The following is a 15,752-nucleotide window of genomic DNA, read 5'->3' on the forward strand; positions in this document are numbered from 1 at the left end:
AAAAAGGAAAAGTTTACTTTTATTCATTGTAAATAAGAATTATTATCGAATGGCAGTAGCATACAATGTTTAGTAAATATGTCCAGATTTAAACGACCGCTAATTAGTAATATCAAAGATGTTAAAGCCTTGCGTACCATACGGCGATGCTTGCCAATGTTTGGTTTATTGTTTTTGTTTACGTCTTTGCTCTACGTAGGCGTGATTGTCAATATTTACTACCAAGAGCAGCTAGATCATAAACAAGAGCAGGAGTTATCAAGGCTTGAGTATTTACTTAATGGTAAATTGCAACATGTGGCTCATTTGCTTTATTCAATAGATGCTTATTTAAACCGACATCAAAGTGCTGATTTTTATGAAATTGCTCAATCTCAGCTAGCTACAACCAATTTAGGGTTAAGTATGGAAACATATGTATTGGTTGAGCCCGGACAGTTCTCAGCACTTGAAACCGCACAGCGAAATCGTGGTTATTTTGACTTTAAAATCCGTCACAACGAGGTAAGTGAATCTGGCCGCTTTTTGGTGGTGACTAAAGCTGCACCAGTCTCAGAAGTTGGTCAAACCGTGGGGCAGGCTGAGCTTTTGACAGAAGATATATTTACTCAACAAAATCAAAATGCACTATCTACGTTTGTGTGGCCAAATCAAAAGAAGCTCAGCCTCTTAATACAGCAAGCTAAAGGGGACGAGTTTAACGCAATACTTGGGTTAAGCTTTGAATTACCTATTTTGCTGGAGTCATTATTTGGTCAACTCTACCAACAACGCAAACAGCATCTCGTGGTTGCCTCGAAGGGGGAGGCTATTTATAGTTCCGATTGGCAACAGCAATTTGCTTTGGATGAATTCACACCAAGTGCTGAGCGAACCATCAACTTCTATGGTATGCCCATTACCATGCAGTTGTTTGATGAGTCTCTTTTGCACCCCAGCTGGTTAAATAATCATAAAATCTTAATTGTGCTTTTCTTATCCGTTGTTACTGTGTGTATTCTTTTGGTTTGGTTGCAGCTGCAACAGCTAAAGAATCGCAACAAAACAGTAAATAATCTCGTGGTTGAGAGAACCAAACGATTGGAAGTTACCAATCAAAGGTTACAAAGCGAGTCAAATAAACGACTAGGGGCATTGCAGCAACAGGTAGCGGCTGAACGAAAGTATAAAAGCCTGTTTATCAATAGTCATGAAGGGCTATTCGTTTTAAATCAAGATGGCAACATAGTAGACTCAAACCCTGCATTCAATCAGCTTTTGTTTGCGGGCAATACGCCTAAGCCTGAAACCAGTTTTGCGACACTCATGCAAGATTATGAGTGCAAAGATCTATGGCAAGGCATTGTAACGAATAAGCACGCGCACCAAGAAATGGAGTGGCTGGCAACGTCTGAGTGTGGTGAGCATATTTGGCTTAGGCACTCAGGCAACTGGTTGCACCTCCCTGATTCATGTCTGTATGAAGGCCGAGTAACAGACATTACTCAAGGGAAATTACTTCAAGAGCAGCTGAGGTATAAAGCACAACATGATAGCCTCACCGATCTCCTTAACCGACAAAGTTTTATTTCTTTAGTTGATAAAGTGCGCGAAAAACAGAGCGCAAAATATACACTGTTATACATTGATTTAGATAGGTTTAAATTGATAAATGACATGTTAGGACATCAAGCTGGCGATAAGTTATTAGCCGAGTTTGCTTCGCGCATGCGGGGGTTGCTAAGTGGTTACGCTGAGATTGCACGACTTGGAGGCGATGAGTTTGCCGTCCTCATTGATGATAAGCTACTACCGCAACCGATAGAAGGGGTATTAGAAGATGTTTTAGTACAGATCCGTGCACCCTTTTCACTAAAAGAGCAAGCGCATAGTGTAAGTGGCAGTATAGGAGTAAGGCATTTCACAACACCTTGCATCAGCTGTGACGCTGAAAAGTTACTGCATGATGCTGATATTTCGATGTATGAAGCCAAAAAGCGCGGCAAAAATACGTATCATATTTTTACTAACGCGATTGCTAACGAGGCGGGACGAAAGATTCAATTGGAGCAGGCATTGAACGTGATGAACCCTGTCCAAGAGCTGACGTTAAATCTGCAACCTGTGTATTGTCAGCAAGGTAAATGCTTGAAGGGGTTTGAAGCATTGTTACGATGGCACAATCCTTTGCTCGGTGATGTAAGCCCAGCTGAGTTTATTCCCATCGCTGAGCAGTGTGGAAAAATTACCATGCTTGGTCAGTGGGTTTTTGAACAAGCGCTGAGTTTCATTCATGATGTGGGGGATGACAGTATGTTTGTTGCTGTCAATGTGTCTCCGTTACAGCTACATTCTCAGCAATTTGTGGATTGGCTGATAGAACAGTGTGAAGTCGCATCGATCTCTGTATCACAAATTAAGCTAGAGCTAACCGAATCTGCGATGATGGCAGAGGAGAATATGCTAGTTGAGCCATTAAAACGCTTACATGACGCAGGATTTGGGATCTATATTGATGACTTTGGTACTGGTTATAGCAGTCTGGCTAGGCTCAATCATCTGCCAATTGACGGAGTAAAAATCGATAGATCATTTATCGCAGGGATTGAGTATGATGACAAAGCCGAGCAGCTTATTGAGGCAATTTGCGCTATTGCTAAGAGCTTCAATCTTGTCGTAACAGCAGAAGGGATAGAAACGGCGGCACAATTAGCTGTGATGTCTCGGCTTTATTGTCAGCAAAGTCAGGGGTATTTAATGTCAAAACCTTTATCAGTAGAGCGCGCAAAGCACCTACTTTTATCAGACTCAAAAATACATCAGTTGTTTGCATGATGTTGATGGTAAAAAGTTTATATTAAGTATTGACCTAAACTTAAGTCGAGGTTTTAACCTGCTCCCATCAACTTAAGGATTCAGTGATGGAATTAGCAATGAATATTAAATATTACCTAGATAGCTTGTCTCTAGAGCAGGGCTCAGGCCTTGCACTTGTAACTGAGTTGCAGCAAAAACATTTAGATCGATACGCCTTTTCAAGTATTAATGCTATGTATGGTGAACGCTTATTACTTGATGAAGACGCTTTATTTAATCGCCTAATCACCCAAAAGCAAGGTGGCTATTGTTTTGAACAAAACAAGATTGCCTATTTGGCGTTACAACAGCTAGGCTTTACGGTTCGACCTGTGCTTGCAAGGGTAATGCTCAATGGTCAACAGGACAACCCTCGCTCTCATCGCATGACGCTACTAGAACTGGAAGGGGAGGAGTACTTAGTTGACGTTGGTTTTGGGGTAAAGTCTCCCCGAGCACCCATCAATATCAACCAAGCGCTTAGTATACAAGGACGCCAAACTTATCAGGTACAAAAATCATCTGATTATGTGAAAGTGACATTGTTAGAGGAAGGAGAAGCTCCGCTCACTTTGTATCATGTTGACTTGGGTGAAATCTTTGAATCAGATTGTGAAATAGGCCATTTTTTCTCTCATCAACACCCTGATGCTGGGTTTGTTAATAACTTGATTGTATCTCGTGTCAGTCATTGCCATCGCTACTTGATCCGAAACCAAAGCTACTTTGAATGGCATGAGTGCGATGGAAATGTAGTAGAAAAACCGATCGAAAGCTTTGCGCAGCTTGAGAAGTTAGTAAGAGAACAATTTTCTTTAACTGTACCCAGCGAAGTTTTAAAACAGGTGTACGATAAAGTACTGACTCGGGCTGCGAATAAACCAACCAATACTTAGCATAAGTAAACCCTACGCCAAGATTGGCGGTATCGGTTGAGTTAATCTCGGGCTAACATGTATAAGCGACTATGTGGTATCACTCTTCTAATCTAGACACCACAAAGTAGGGATTGAGATAGTCAGCTTTTTGGTTATACCGTAGCGGCTCACCATTGAGCTGGGCTACGCTTGCTCCAGCGATATTTGCAACTGCATGTCCAGCGCCTGTATCCCATTCAGAAGTGGGGCCTAGGCGTGGGTATACATCGGCTTTGCCTTCTGCGACTAAGCATAACTTCAATGAGCTTCCCTTTGGTACCATATCAACTTGTTCAAAACGGGTAAGATATTGTGCAAGATCAGCTGACGGGTGGGAGCGCGAACCAACCACTTTAATTACGCCTTGGTTTGGTTTAGTGGTGACTTTAAGTTCAATGCGCGCTTCACCGGTTTGTTTGAAAGCGCCAATGCTTTGTTCAGCGAGGTAGCTTTCATTGAGTGCCGGAGCATGAACGACACCCAGAATGGGTTCGCCGTTGTTGATAAGCGCGATGTTGACGGTAAACTCCCCATTTTTTTTGATAAATTCCTTTGTGCCATCGATTGGGTCAACTAGCCAGTATGATTGCCACTGACGGCGTTCTTCCCAGTCAATTACCGCACTTTCCTCGCTTAAAATTGGGAGCTCTGGGGTAAGTTCTTTTAGTCCTGCAACTATCACTTTATGTGCAGCAAGATCTGCCTCAGTGACTGGACTCTCATCTTCTTTAAATTCAATGTTAAAGTCCTTGGCATAAATCTTCATAATTGCTTCACCAGCGCGAATACTCAGATTTAATACTTCTTCTAGCAGATCCGTATGATTCATGACTTACCTTATGATATTTTTTGACAGTAGATACTCTATTAGTTGCTGGACAGAACATTCCAACGACTGCTCAGAAGTATTTAAACATATTTCTGGGTTAATTGGGGGCTCATACGCAGAATCAATGCCGGTAAAATGTTTTATCTCGCCTGCACGCGCTTTTTTATACAGTCCTTTTGGGTCTCGCTGTTCACAAACGTCGAATGGAGTATCAAGGTAAATCTCAATAAACTCACCTTCAGACACCAAGTCACGAACCATATCTCGCTCGGCTTGAAAAGGCGAAATAAAAGCGGTGAGCACGAGCAGTCCGGCATCGACCATTAGCTTACTTAACTCACCAACTCGGCGAATATTTTCGACACGATCAGCATCGCTAAATCCTAAATCTTTACAGAGCCCATGTCTGACATTATCGCCATCTAATAGATAGGTATGTATATTTCGCGCTAACAGTGCATGTTCTAAGGCATTGGCTACAGTACTTTTCCCCGAGCCTGAAAAGCCAGTAAACCAAAGTATACAAGGTCTGTGAGCTTTTAATTGGCTGCGTTTGGTTTTATCTACGGCATAGTGATGCCAAACAATATTTTCGTCCATATTCTGCTCTGTTAAAATGGAAAGACAAATGGAATTACAATGAGTACCGTTGCGGAATAAATCAACGACAAGGGCAGCCCCATGGTGATGTAGTCACGAATACGGTAGTTGCCTGCGCTATACACCATTAGGTTTGTTTGGTAACCAAATGGTGAAATAAAACTTGCTGATGCACCAAACGCGACCGCCATCACAAAAGGCAAGGGGTTGACCCCAAAGCCGCTCGCGAGTGCATAGGCAACCGGAAATGAAAGTGCGGCTGCCGCGTTGTTAGTAATAAGCTCTGTAAATACTACCGTCATCACAAAAATAGCGATAAAGGCACCATAAGGACCAAAATCTCCGAGTAGCCACAGCAGGCTAGATGAAATTTCAGCTGCCAACCCTGTTTCAATCATGAGTTTGGCAAGCCCAATTGCACTGCCGACGATCGCGACCAGCTCTATGGGAAAGCGACGTTTCATCTCAGGTACTTTAATAGTACCAAGTAGTACAAGTGCGCCTAATAAAACAATTAGCCCTTTAACTAGCGGCACAATACCAAAGATACTCAAGCCAATGACGGTGACAAAACTAGCCAACACCGTATTAGATTTATTACTAGAAAGGTGTGCTTGAAGGTCTAGCCCTGAAATATAGACAAACTCGCGTTTCAGGTTCGGCAGTGCATAAAAGTCACTACTCGGTGCCAAAATTAATGAGTCACCTGCTTGTAACTTAACTTGCCCAATCCCTCCTTGTAGTCGATCATGTCCACGACGAATGGCGATAATCGCAGCATGAAACTGTTCTCTAAAGCGGATCTCTTTAATGGTTTTCCCTAAGAATCGAGACGATTGGCTAACAACGACTTCGACTAAATGCTCCACGTCTTTTTCGTGTTTATCATGGACTATCTTGAGTCCATCAAAACGTTGCAAGAGGGGGACTGAATTGATGTCTCCAACAAATAATAATACGTCGCCTGAAAGGATCTCTTGTTGTGGCGTAACTGCACAAATACGCCTTTCTCCACGTATGATTTCGGCAAGGAATAAGTCTTTCAAGTCGCGCAGACCATTTTCCTCTACGGTACGACCGACGAGTTTTGAGCTAGGCTCTACTCTTCCTTCAAGATAGAACGGCACCACTTCGTCATCATTTTTTCCATTATCAGGCAAATACTTAAGCATGATGGTGATAGTCACCAAACCAACAGCCAAAACCGCCAGTCCTACCAAGGTAAAATCAAAGAAGCCAAATGGCGCCATACCAGCTTCAACAGCAAAACCATTGACGATTAAGTTTGTTGATGTCCCTATTAATGTCAAAGTTCCACCTAAGATGGCGGTATATGACAATGGGAGTAGAAGCTTAGAGGGGGCGTGGGTTTTACTCTCCTTAACCTTAGTAATGAGAGATGCTACTACAGCTGTATTATTGGTAAAAGAAGATAAAAATGCAGTTGATAGTCCAAGCTTTAAAACCGCTTTTGTTAAGCTCCCTTGTGCCATTGACTGGGCAAGTTTGTTTACCAGTGTTGTTTTTTCTACTGCTATGGAAACCAAAATGAGCAAAACAAGCGTGATCAACGAAGGATTAGCATAATTGGCTAGCATGGATTCTAAATCGATCAATCCAGTCAAATAGCTCGTTGCAATTGCACCTGTAAACAGCCAAGCTGCGTTAATACGTGTGGCAAATAGACACACGATTAACGCTAGCATAATGCCTGTTAAAATGACTTGTTCCATAATACTGTCATACCTCGACTAACAGGCGCTGGTGCATTATTTTAATTTCGAAATATCAAGCGCTTGCCAATGTGGAAAATGCTTGCGAACTAATGCGTTAAACTCAATCTCAAAGTCGCTAAATTGACTTGAGGATGTGGTGGTCGCAGTTTGTACCTCTGCTACCATACCTGCACCAATGGTTAGGTTGGTGAGGTGGTCAATTAAAATGAACGAGCCAGTTTCATGATTGTGGCTATACTCGTCAGCAACTACATTTTCAGTAAGCTCGAGTGTTACAATGGCAATTTCATTTAATGATAATGAATCTGCCTGGCCATGCTCAAGAGTATTGACATCAATGGTATAGTCAATGTGCGTTATGGTTGCAGTGGTTTTCTTGCTGCCTAGTTTGATGTTGTAGCTCTTACCAAGTTGTAGCGGCGTTTCATGCATCCATACAAGCTTAGCACTAAGCTTATTGGTAACTTGAGCGCTGGAGTTGGCTGGCACAATGACATCTCCACGGCTGACATCTACTTCGTCATTGAGGGTGATGGTGAATGCTTGGCCTGTTTCTACCTGTGCTAGGTTACCATCAAATGTCACCAACTCTTTAATCGTTGACGTTTTGCCTGAAGGTAGGATCTTAACAGCGTCACCTACACGTAAGCTGCCAGATGTTAGTGTTCCCTGAAATCCACGAAAATCTAAGTTTGGTCGCACTACATACTGTACTGGGAAACGCGCTTCGAATGTATGATTCGGTTCTGCTGCCGGAGAATCTTCGAGTAGCTCAAGTAGTGGCTTATCATTGTAATAAGGTGTTTTTTCTGAGCGATTAACAACGTTGTCACCTTTCAATGCAGACATTGGTACAAAGCGGATATCTTCTACATTCAGTTGCTCAGCAAACTTTAAATAGTCAGCTTTAATGCGTTCAAAAACGGCTTCTTCAAAGTCAACAATATCCATTTTGTTTATCGCGACTACAAACTGCTTGATGCCTAAAGAGTCACAGATAAAACTATGACGCTTTGTTTGTACTTGAACACCATATCGGGCATCAACCAGAATAATGGCTAAATCACTGGTCGAGGCTCCTGTTACCATGTTGCGGGTGTATTGCTCGTGTCCCGGCGTATCGGCAATAATAAATTTACGCTTCGCTGTCGAGAAATAGCGGTAAGCCACATCAATGGTAATACCTTGTTCACGCTCAGCCTGTAAGCCATCAACAAGTAATGCTAAATCTAGCTCTTCACCAGCATTGCCGACTTTTTCATTGTCTTTGTGTAGTGCTGCTAGTTGGTCTTCATAAATTTGGTGACTGTCGTGGAGCAGGCGACCAATCAGTGTTGACTTACCGTCATCAACGCTGCCACAGGTCATCATGCGCAACAAGCTTTTGTCTTGTTGACGCGTTAAATAGGTTTCAATGCCTAATTCTTTTACTTCATTTGCCGTTGACATTAGAAATACCCCTCACGCTTTTTCTTCTCCATTGACCCTGCTGAATCATGATCAATGACTCGGCCCTCACGTTCTGACGACGTTGATAGCAACATCTCTTCAATAATACCTGTTAATGTATCTGCTTCTGACTCAACAGCGCCCGTTAGCGGGTAGCAGCCAAGTGTTCTGAAGCGTACAGATTTCATTTCCGGCACTTCACCTTCAGCAAGTGGCATACGATCATCATCAACCATGATAAGTGTACCGTTTCTTTCTACTACAGGGCGGGGCTTAGAGAGATACAACGGAACGATTTCAATTTGCTCTTGATAGATGTATTGCCAAATATCAAGCTCAGTCCAATTAGATAATGGGAATACGCGGATGCTCTCACCAGGATTCACTTGGCCGTTATAGGTATTCCACAGCTCTGGTCGTTGATTTTTTGGATCCCAGCGGTGGTGTTTATCTCTAAATGAGTAAACTCGCTCCTTTGCTCTGGATTTCTCTTCATCACGACGGGCGCCGCCAAATGCAGCGTCAAAGCCATATTGGTCAAGAGCCTGCTTTAGGCCTTGTGTTTTCATAATGTCGGTATGCTTGGCGGAGCCGTGGACGAAGGGGCTAATATTCATTTCGAGCCCTTCAGGGTTTTTGTGCACAAGCAATTCAAAGCCATATTCTTTTGCTAAGCGATCGCGAAATTCAATCATCTCTCTGAATTTCCAGTTAGTATCAACATGGAGCAAAGGAAATGGTATTTTTGCAGGGAAGAATGCCTTTCTCGCCAGGTGCAGCAGTACCGAAGAGTCTTTGCCAATAGAATACAACATTACTGGGTTTTCAAACTCAGCGGCAACCTCACGAATAATCTTTATGCTCTCAGCTTCTAATTGCTGGAGATGAGTTAAAGCCATGATTTATGTCCTACTTATAAATTTAACTATCTTGTACAGTGATTACGCAACTTGCGTAATCGGTTGAGCGAAACTGCTTATTTGATTGTTCTTATTAAACCAAGCTAGTTGCTCATGTAATGCAGCGACCTCACCGATTATCAGCAGAGCAGGCGAGCATATACTATGTTCATCGATTGCTTTGGCTAATTGGTCAAGCTGTGTTCTTATTACCCGCTGTGATTGTCGCGTGCCATTCTCAACTATGGCGACAGGGGTGCTAGGTGAACGACCATGCGCAAGCAATTGTGCTTGAATATGGGGAGATTTGATCACACCCATGTAAACCGCGAGGGTTTGGTTGGCTTTCGCTAACCCCTCCCAATCTAATTCTTGGCCATCTTGTTTACAGTGGCCAGTAACGAATTGGATCGCTTGAGCATGATCTCTATGCGTTAGCGGGATCCCTGCATAGGCGCTACAGCCAGCTGCTGCTGTGATCCCAGGTACGATTTGATATTGGATCCCATGCTCTGCAAGTACTTGAACTTCTTCTCCACCTCGGCCATAAATAAAGGGATCTCCCCCTTTTATACGACAAACTTTCTTGCCTTGTTTTGCGAGATCTAACAGAATTTGATTGGTTTGCTCTTGCTTTACACTATGGTTGCCTGCTTTTTTACCGACGCAGATCAAATCAGCGTCGCGACGTACAAGTTCCATGATTTCATCAGAAACTAAGTAATCATACACCACAACATCTGCTTGTTGCATTAGTTGTAATGCCTTAAGCGTCAGTAGCTCTGGGTCGCCAGGGCCCGCACCGACGACATAAACCTCGCCTTCAGGTGAAGGAGTACTTGCTAACATGGCTTCAAGTTGCATTTGTGCACTTTCATTATTGCCAGCTTGTACTTCACTAACTACATTTGAATCGAAAACTGATTCCCAAAATTGTCGTCTATCAGCAAAGTGCTTAAACCGTGACTTTACCTTATGTCTAAATTGGCCCACTAAATTCGCAAGTGGGCCGATATGTTGAGGTATCAGTGTTTCTAATTTTTCACGTAAGCGCCTTGCAAGTACCGGAGCTGTGCCTGCACTGGATATGGCGATGGTAATTGGATTTCTGTCGACAATAGAGGGGAAGATAAAGTTGCACTTCGGTTGGTCATCGACAACGTTAACAAATAGGTTACGTGCTTCTGCTAATTGCGCGACTTCGGCGTTGACAGCTTCAATGTCGGTGGCTGCAATTACCAGCATCGCATTATCTAAATCTGTTTCGTCAAACTTTTTATTTCTAAGTGTCACTTGAGCTTCGGCAGCAAGTGTTTCAAGTTCAGAGCAAAATATTGGAGCGACTAACGTAACAGCTGCGTTTACTTTCAAGAAGGCGCGACACTTTCTTAGTGCAACTTCACCACCGCCTATGATTAACACAGGTTTATTTTCTAATTTGGTAAAAATAGGCAAGTATTGCACAGCGACCTCTTAACTTTTTGATAATGGATGTCAGACCGATGTCCAGCATCATTGATAGTTGGCAGCATATAGAGTTGCAAAACGAGGAAAAAATAATTTAAACCGACCCCATATAACCAAAAGTTATAAAAATCACAGTTTAAATTAATTTTTCTATTTTTTCATGCGGTTAAGTTTGTTTTGACCCAGCCTAAGTTAATATATAGCCTTTGGTTATGAGTTATTCATTATAAAGTAGCAAGAGCCACAGTATGGGTAGTTATCCATCAAGGTGCGGACATTTGTCCTATTGCTGTTTTAGCGTATGCTTTTAACTTGGCTTTCTAAATACAGTGAAAAGGAAAACAATAATGACAGTTAAAGCTGATGCTCAGCTGGCACTGAGTTTGATGGATTTAACCTCGTTGAAAGACAATGACACTACGCAAAGTATCATGGCGTTGCTAGACAGCATAGATCCAACTATTGGTTTACCTGCCGCCATTTGCGTGTACCCACAATTCGTCACACTGGTGAAGCAGCAACTGCAAATACGCCAGTGGCAAACAATAAAAATAGCAACGGTTACAAACTTTCCGTCAGGGGAACAAAAGCTAGAGCAAGTACTGAAGCAGACTCAGCAGGCCATTGCCGATGGCGCTGATGAGATAGACCTGGTATTGCCTTATCAACAATTGATAGCCGGAGACCCTGATACGCCATGGCAATATGTACAATCTAGTAAGGCGCTGTGTGCGGGGAAAGCCAAACTAAAAGTGATTATTGAAAGTGGTGTGCTAGCAACATCTAAGTTAATTGCAGAAGCGTCGCAATTAGCGATTATGGCGGGTGCTGACTTTGTCAAAACAAGTACAGGCAAGGTTACGGTGAATGCAACACCTGAAGCGGCTGAAGTGATCTTGCAGGTCATTAAAAATAGCGGTAAAGACGTTGGTTTCAAAGCGGCAGGTGGCGTAAAGTCAGTGACTGAAGCCCAAGTCTATTTACGCATGGCAGAGGAGATTATGGGCGCAAATTGGTTGAACGCTGATAATTTTAGGTTCGGTGCTTCAAGCTTATTGAGTGATGTTGCAGTGGTTGTAAATGGACAGAGCAAGCGAAGCTGAAAAAATTAAATTAGAGCATGATGCCGTGAAACTGTTTTTACGTTGCTATGAAGAACAGTTTTCGGTACCTATGCGTCATATTTGGCATAACCAGCCGAATAAGCCGGATGTGAGCTGCTATCAAGGAGAATACAAACTTGATATAGAGGTTGCCCATTTTTATGCCAGCGAACAAGAAGCCATGGCGGTGCTCGGGCGTCCATTATCACTTTCTATTCAACGCGAATTGGCGGCAATGAGTCAAACTGTTAATAGCGATCCTTTAAGTATCGGGCTGCAACGTTTGTTAAATCAAAAAGCCAAAAAGAAATATGATTCAGAGCGCGTATGGCTACTAATTCGAAATGCTAGCCCCATTTATCATAGTGAGGATTTTAAACGTCTCAAAAACAGCTGGGCGATACCGGATAGCCATCCATTTGAGGAGGTTTGGCTACTTTGTGATTTTTATCAAGGGGAGCTTTTGCAGCTTTTTTAATCGCGATACAAATTCAAGATCTGATTAATTGCTACTTTGCACATCTTTTACACTTGTTTTCGTTTGCTTCGTCAGTATAATGGGCATCCACTTTGCAGGGGCGTAGTTCCAATTGGTAGAACAGCGGTCTCCAAAACCGATGGTTGCGGGTTCGAGTCCTGCCGCCCCTGCCAATTCAGCAACAAGTCCACATTTAAAATAACGTGACCCAAAACCACTTAAGTCGCTTATTTGTAAATTTGGATTGAATGGATTTACCCTGTTCTATGCAGGGTTGTTGTGTCTGTATTTAAGGTAAAATTGATTATGAGCACTAATGTTGAAAACTCGTCAAGCTCGATGGACACGGTAAAGTGGCTAGCTGCTATTGCACTTCTAACTGGTGCCGTAGTTGGTAATTATCTATATGCCGATTTATCTGTTTTAGTACGCGCTGTTGGCGTAGTTGCAGCTATCGCTGCGGCTTTGGGCATTTTGGTAACGACTGAGAAAGGCCGTACCTTTATCGCTTTTGCTAAAGAATCACGTATTGAAGTACGTAAAGTTATCTGGCCAACGCGTCAGGAAGCGACTCACACTACTTTCATCGTGATCATTGCAACGGTGATTATGGCATTAATCCTATGGGGATTAGATGGTATACTTTTCCGTGCAGTAGGCTTTTTAACTGGATTGGAGATCTGATCCCATGTCGGATGAGAATAAAGAAAAGAAATTACGTTGGTACGTGATCCAAGCGTTTTCAGGTTTTGAAAAACGCGTAGCACAAACCATTATCGAGCATATTAAAATCGAAGGGCTAGAAGACCTATTCGGTGAGATCCTTGTGCCGACTGAAGAAGTGGTTGAAATGCGTGCAGGTCAGAAACGTAAATCTGAGCGTAAATTCTTCCCTGGCTATGTCTTGGTTCAAATGGTAATGGACGATGCGTCTTGGCACTTGGTGAATAGCACACCACGTGTAATGGGCTTTGTTGGTGGTACGTCAGACCGCCCTGCACCAATCAGTCAGAAAGAAGCTGATCGTATTCTTAACCGTCTGCAAGAAAACGCGGAAGCACCGAAACCAGCGACATTGTTTGAACCTGGTGAAGTCGTTCGAGTTACCGATGGTCCATTTGCTGACTTCAACGGTGTGGTTGAAGAAGTGGATTACGAAAAAAGCCGCTTAAAGGTATCGGTACTTATCTTCGGTCGTTCAACGCCTGTAGACCTAGAATTTGGTCAGGTTGAGAAAGACAAGTAAAATCTAACTTGAAAAAGTTGTCAAAGGCCGCTGATTAATCTATAATCAGCGGCCTTTTTGTTATTGCGTAAAAAACGCGACAAAAAGACTGTTTTTTTAACTGGGAAGCCGTTTGAGTACGCGTCCTCGCGCGCACGAGGCAAAGACCCACAATTGAGGTATTATCATGGCTAAGAAAGTTGAAGCTTTAATCAAGCTACAAGTTGCTGCTGGTATGGCTAACCCTAGTCCTCCAGTAGGTCCTGCACTAGGTCAACACGGTGTGAACATCATGGAATTCTGTAAAGCGTTCAACGCACGTACAGAGTCTCTAGAGAAAGGTGCACCTGTTCCTGTAATTATTTCTGTTTACAGTGACCGTTCATTCACTTTTGACATGAAGACTCCACCTGCTGCATACCTTCTTAAGAAGGCAGCTGGTATCAAGTCTGGTTCTGGTCGTCCTAACACTGAGAAAGTTGGTACAGTTACTCGTGCTCAACTTGAAGAGATCGTTGAGATGAAACGTCCAGATCTTACTGCTGCTGATATGGATGCAGCTGTACGCACGATCGCAGGTTCTGCACGTGCAATGGGCTTGAACGTAGAGGAGTAATAGAGAATGGCTAAATTAACTAAGCGTATGCGTACTATCCGCGAAAAAGTGGATGTCACTAAAGAGTACGAAATCAACGAAGCTGTTGCTCTTCTTAAAGAACTTGCTACTGCTAAGTTTGTTGAAAGTGTAGACGTTGCTGTAAACCTGGGTATCGATGCTCGTAAATCTGACCAAAACGTACGTGGTGCAACTGTACTACCTCACGGTACTGGTCGTGAAGTACGCGTAGCGGTATTCACTCAAGGTGCAAATGCTGAAGCTGCTAAAGAAGCTGGTGCTGATTTAGTAGGCATGGAAGACCTTGCTGAGCAAGTTAAAAAAGGCGAAATGAACTTTGACGTTGTTGTTGCTTCTCCAGATGCAATGCGCGTTGTTGGTCAACTAGGTCAAATCCTAGGTCCACGTGGTCTTATGCCTAACCCTAAGACAGGTACTGTAACACCTAACGTTGCAGAAGCTGTTAAGAACGCTAAAGCTGGTCAGGTTCGTTACCGCAACGACAAAAACGGTATCATCCACACTACTATCGGTAAAGTAGACTTTGACGCTAACCAACTTCAAGAAAACCTTGAAGCGCTAATCATTGCGCTTAAGAAGGCTAAGCCTTCTACTGCAAAAGGTACTTTTGTGAAGAAAGTAAGCATCTCTACTACGATGGGTGCAGGTGTTGCTGTAGACCAAGCTACACTAAATACTCAAGTAGTATAATTTAGAGTTTGGCGTTTACATGGCGTAAAAATTAGACTATAATTTTGCGCCATTTTGTAGAGAACTGTGCTTCTTTACAAAGCAAAGAATTCGGGTTGAAGCGCATAATTTCGAAAATTGTTGTCTTATATAGTCTACAATAAATCGATAAATTGCGTTTCCGTCCAAGACCGTAGGTGCAAAAGCTTGCTTTTGCTTAATTAATCGCCTACGTAGACGGTGTGAATCCCAGCTAGATTTTCCTAATCTTCTGGTTCTCGCCGTAAAAAGCAGCTCTACTTCGGTAGAGTAAAGTAGAACTGGGAAGTTTTTCCCAACAAACCAGGAGTAACACCCATGGCTTTAAATCTTCAAGACAAAAAGGCAATTGTTGCTGAAGTCAACGAAGCTGCCAAAGGTGCTCTATCTGCAGTTGTTGCAGATTCTCGTGGTGTGACAGTAGACGCGATCACTGCTCTTCGTAAAGAAGCTCGTGAAGCGGGTGTATGGATGAAAGTCGTTCGTAACACTCTAGCTAAACGTGCTGTTGAAGGCACTGACTATGAATGTCTTAACGAGTCGCTAGTAGGCCCAAGCCTAATCGCTTTCTCTTCAGAGCACCCAGGTGCTGCTGCGCGTATCTTTGCTGATTTCGCGAAAAAGAACGAAGCATTTGAGCTTAAAACTGCTGCATTCGAAGGTAACATCGTTGACGTAGAAATGCTTGCTAAGCTACCTACTTACGACGAAGCTGTTGCACGCTTAATGAGCGCTATGAAAGAAGCGTCTGCCGGTAAATTGTGTAAAACAATTGAAGCAGTACGTGTACAGAAAGCTGAGCAAGCTGCTTAATCCAAGCACCGCTCCTTTCATCAATAAATTTTTAGAACCACTTGGGTTCGTGAATA

At 42.9% G+C, this 15,752-nt stretch carries 15 protein-coding genes and 1 tRNA gene; 10 read left to right on the top strand and 6 right to left on the bottom strand.

The window, feature by feature from the left end; all coding sequences use genetic code 11:
- Positions 1–156: 156 nt before the first annotated feature.
- The gene (locus tag D9603_RS05895) at positions 157–2,814 is read left to right on the top strand and encodes an EAL domain-containing protein (protein ID WP_128730620.1); all 2,658 of its coding nucleotides are present in this window, start codon (positions 157–159) and stop codon (positions 2,812–2,814) included.
- A gap of 98 nt (positions 2,815–2,912) precedes the next feature.
- Positions 2,913–3,731, top strand: coding sequence for an arylamine N-acetyltransferase (locus D9603_RS05900; RefSeq protein ID WP_241651601.1), 819 nt, complete (start codon positions 2,913–2,915; stop codon positions 3,729–3,731).
- 79 nt (positions 3,732–3,810) lie between these two features.
- Here the strand turns inward: D9603_RS05900 and cysQ are convergent, their stop codons facing one another.
- Genes cysQ through cysG form a run of 6 tightly spaced genes read right to left on the bottom strand, consistent with a single transcriptional unit; the run spans position 3,811 to position 10,729 of the window.
- Complete coding sequence (gene cysQ, locus D9603_RS05905; RefSeq protein WP_125251543.1) at positions 3,811–4,581, bottom strand: 3'(2'),5'-bisphosphate nucleotidase CysQ; 771 nt, start codon at positions 4,579–4,581, stop codon at positions 3,811–3,813.
- Positions 4,582–4,584: 3 nt separating this feature from the next.
- Positions 4,585–5,181, bottom strand: coding sequence for an adenylyl-sulfate kinase (cysC, locus tag D9603_RS05910; RefSeq protein ID WP_128730622.1), 597 nt, complete (start codon positions 5,179–5,181; stop codon positions 4,585–4,587).
- 11 nt (positions 5,182–5,192) lie between these two features.
- Positions 5,193–6,917: an SLC13 family permease gene (locus D9603_RS05915; protein ID WP_194086954.1), complete on the bottom strand. Its 1,725-nt coding sequence runs from the start codon at positions 6,915–6,917 to the stop codon at positions 5,193–5,195.
- A gap of 33 nt (positions 6,918–6,950) precedes the next feature.
- The gene (gene cysN / locus D9603_RS05920) at positions 6,951–8,366 is read right to left on the bottom strand and encodes a sulfate adenylyltransferase subunit CysN (RefSeq protein ID WP_128730624.1); all 1,416 of its coding nucleotides are present in this window, start codon (positions 8,364–8,366) and stop codon (positions 6,951–6,953) included.
- Positions 8,366–9,265, bottom strand: coding sequence for a sulfate adenylyltransferase subunit CysD (gene cysD, locus D9603_RS05925; RefSeq protein WP_125251547.1), 900 nt, complete (start codon positions 9,263–9,265; stop codon positions 8,366–8,368). Before cysD ends, cysN begins: the two co-directional genes overlap by 1 nt.
- 42 nt (positions 9,266–9,307) lie before the next feature.
- The gene (gene cysG, locus D9603_RS05930) at positions 9,308–10,729 is read right to left on the bottom strand and encodes a siroheme synthase CysG (RefSeq protein ID WP_128730625.1); all 1,422 of its coding nucleotides are present in this window, start codon (positions 10,727–10,729) and stop codon (positions 9,308–9,310) included.
- A gap of 350 nt (positions 10,730–11,079) precedes the next feature.
- On the opposite strand from cysG, the gene deoC reads away from it, so the two are divergent.
- From deoC to rplJ, 8 genes are all read left to right on the top strand, one after another.
- Entirely contained in the window at positions 11,080–11,835 is a 756-nt protein-coding gene (gene deoC, locus D9603_RS05935) for a deoxyribose-phosphate aldolase (protein ID WP_128730626.1), read from the top strand.
- Entirely contained in the window at positions 11,813–12,313 is a 501-nt protein-coding gene (locus tag D9603_RS05940; RefSeq protein ID WP_125251550.1) for a hypothetical protein, read from the top strand. The genes deoC and D9603_RS05940 overlap by 23 nt, the downstream gene beginning before the upstream one ends.
- A gap of 96 nt (positions 12,314–12,409) precedes the next feature.
- Positions 12,410–12,486 (top strand) — tRNA-Trp (locus tag D9603_RS05945).
- A gap of 133 nt (positions 12,487–12,619) precedes the next feature.
- Positions 12,620–12,997 carry a preprotein translocase subunit SecE gene (secE, locus tag D9603_RS05950; protein WP_010376231.1) on the top strand — a complete coding sequence of 126 codons (378 nt, stop codon included), beginning with the start codon at positions 12,620–12,622 and terminating at the stop codon, positions 12,995–12,997.
- Between the two features lie 4 nt (positions 12,998–13,001).
- The gene (nusG, locus tag D9603_RS05955; RefSeq protein ID WP_010376230.1) at positions 13,002–13,559 is read left to right on the top strand and encodes a transcription termination/antitermination protein NusG; all 558 of its coding nucleotides are present in this window, start codon (positions 13,002–13,004) and stop codon (positions 13,557–13,559) included.
- A gap of 166 nt (positions 13,560–13,725) precedes the next feature.
- On the top strand, positions 13,726–14,154 hold the full coding sequence (gene rplK / locus D9603_RS05960; RefSeq protein WP_099642992.1) for a 50S ribosomal protein L11: 429 nt from the start codon (positions 13,726–13,728) through the stop codon (positions 14,152–14,154).
- A gap of 6 nt (positions 14,155–14,160) precedes the next feature.
- Entirely contained in the window at positions 14,161–14,865 is a 705-nt protein-coding gene (gene rplA / locus D9603_RS05965; RefSeq protein WP_125251551.1) for a 50S ribosomal protein L1, read from the top strand.
- A gap of 336 nt (positions 14,866–15,201) precedes the next feature.
- Positions 15,202–15,696, top strand: coding sequence for a 50S ribosomal protein L10 (gene rplJ, locus D9603_RS05970; RefSeq protein ID WP_125251552.1), 495 nt, complete (start codon positions 15,202–15,204; stop codon positions 15,694–15,696).
- The last annotated feature ends 56 nt before the right edge of the window (positions 15,697–15,752 follow it).

Source organism: Pseudoalteromonas sp. PS5, from assembly GCF_004103255.1.
Taxonomy (GTDB): Bacteria; Pseudomonadota; Gammaproteobacteria; order Enterobacterales; family Alteromonadaceae; genus Pseudoalteromonas; species Pseudoalteromonas peptidolytica.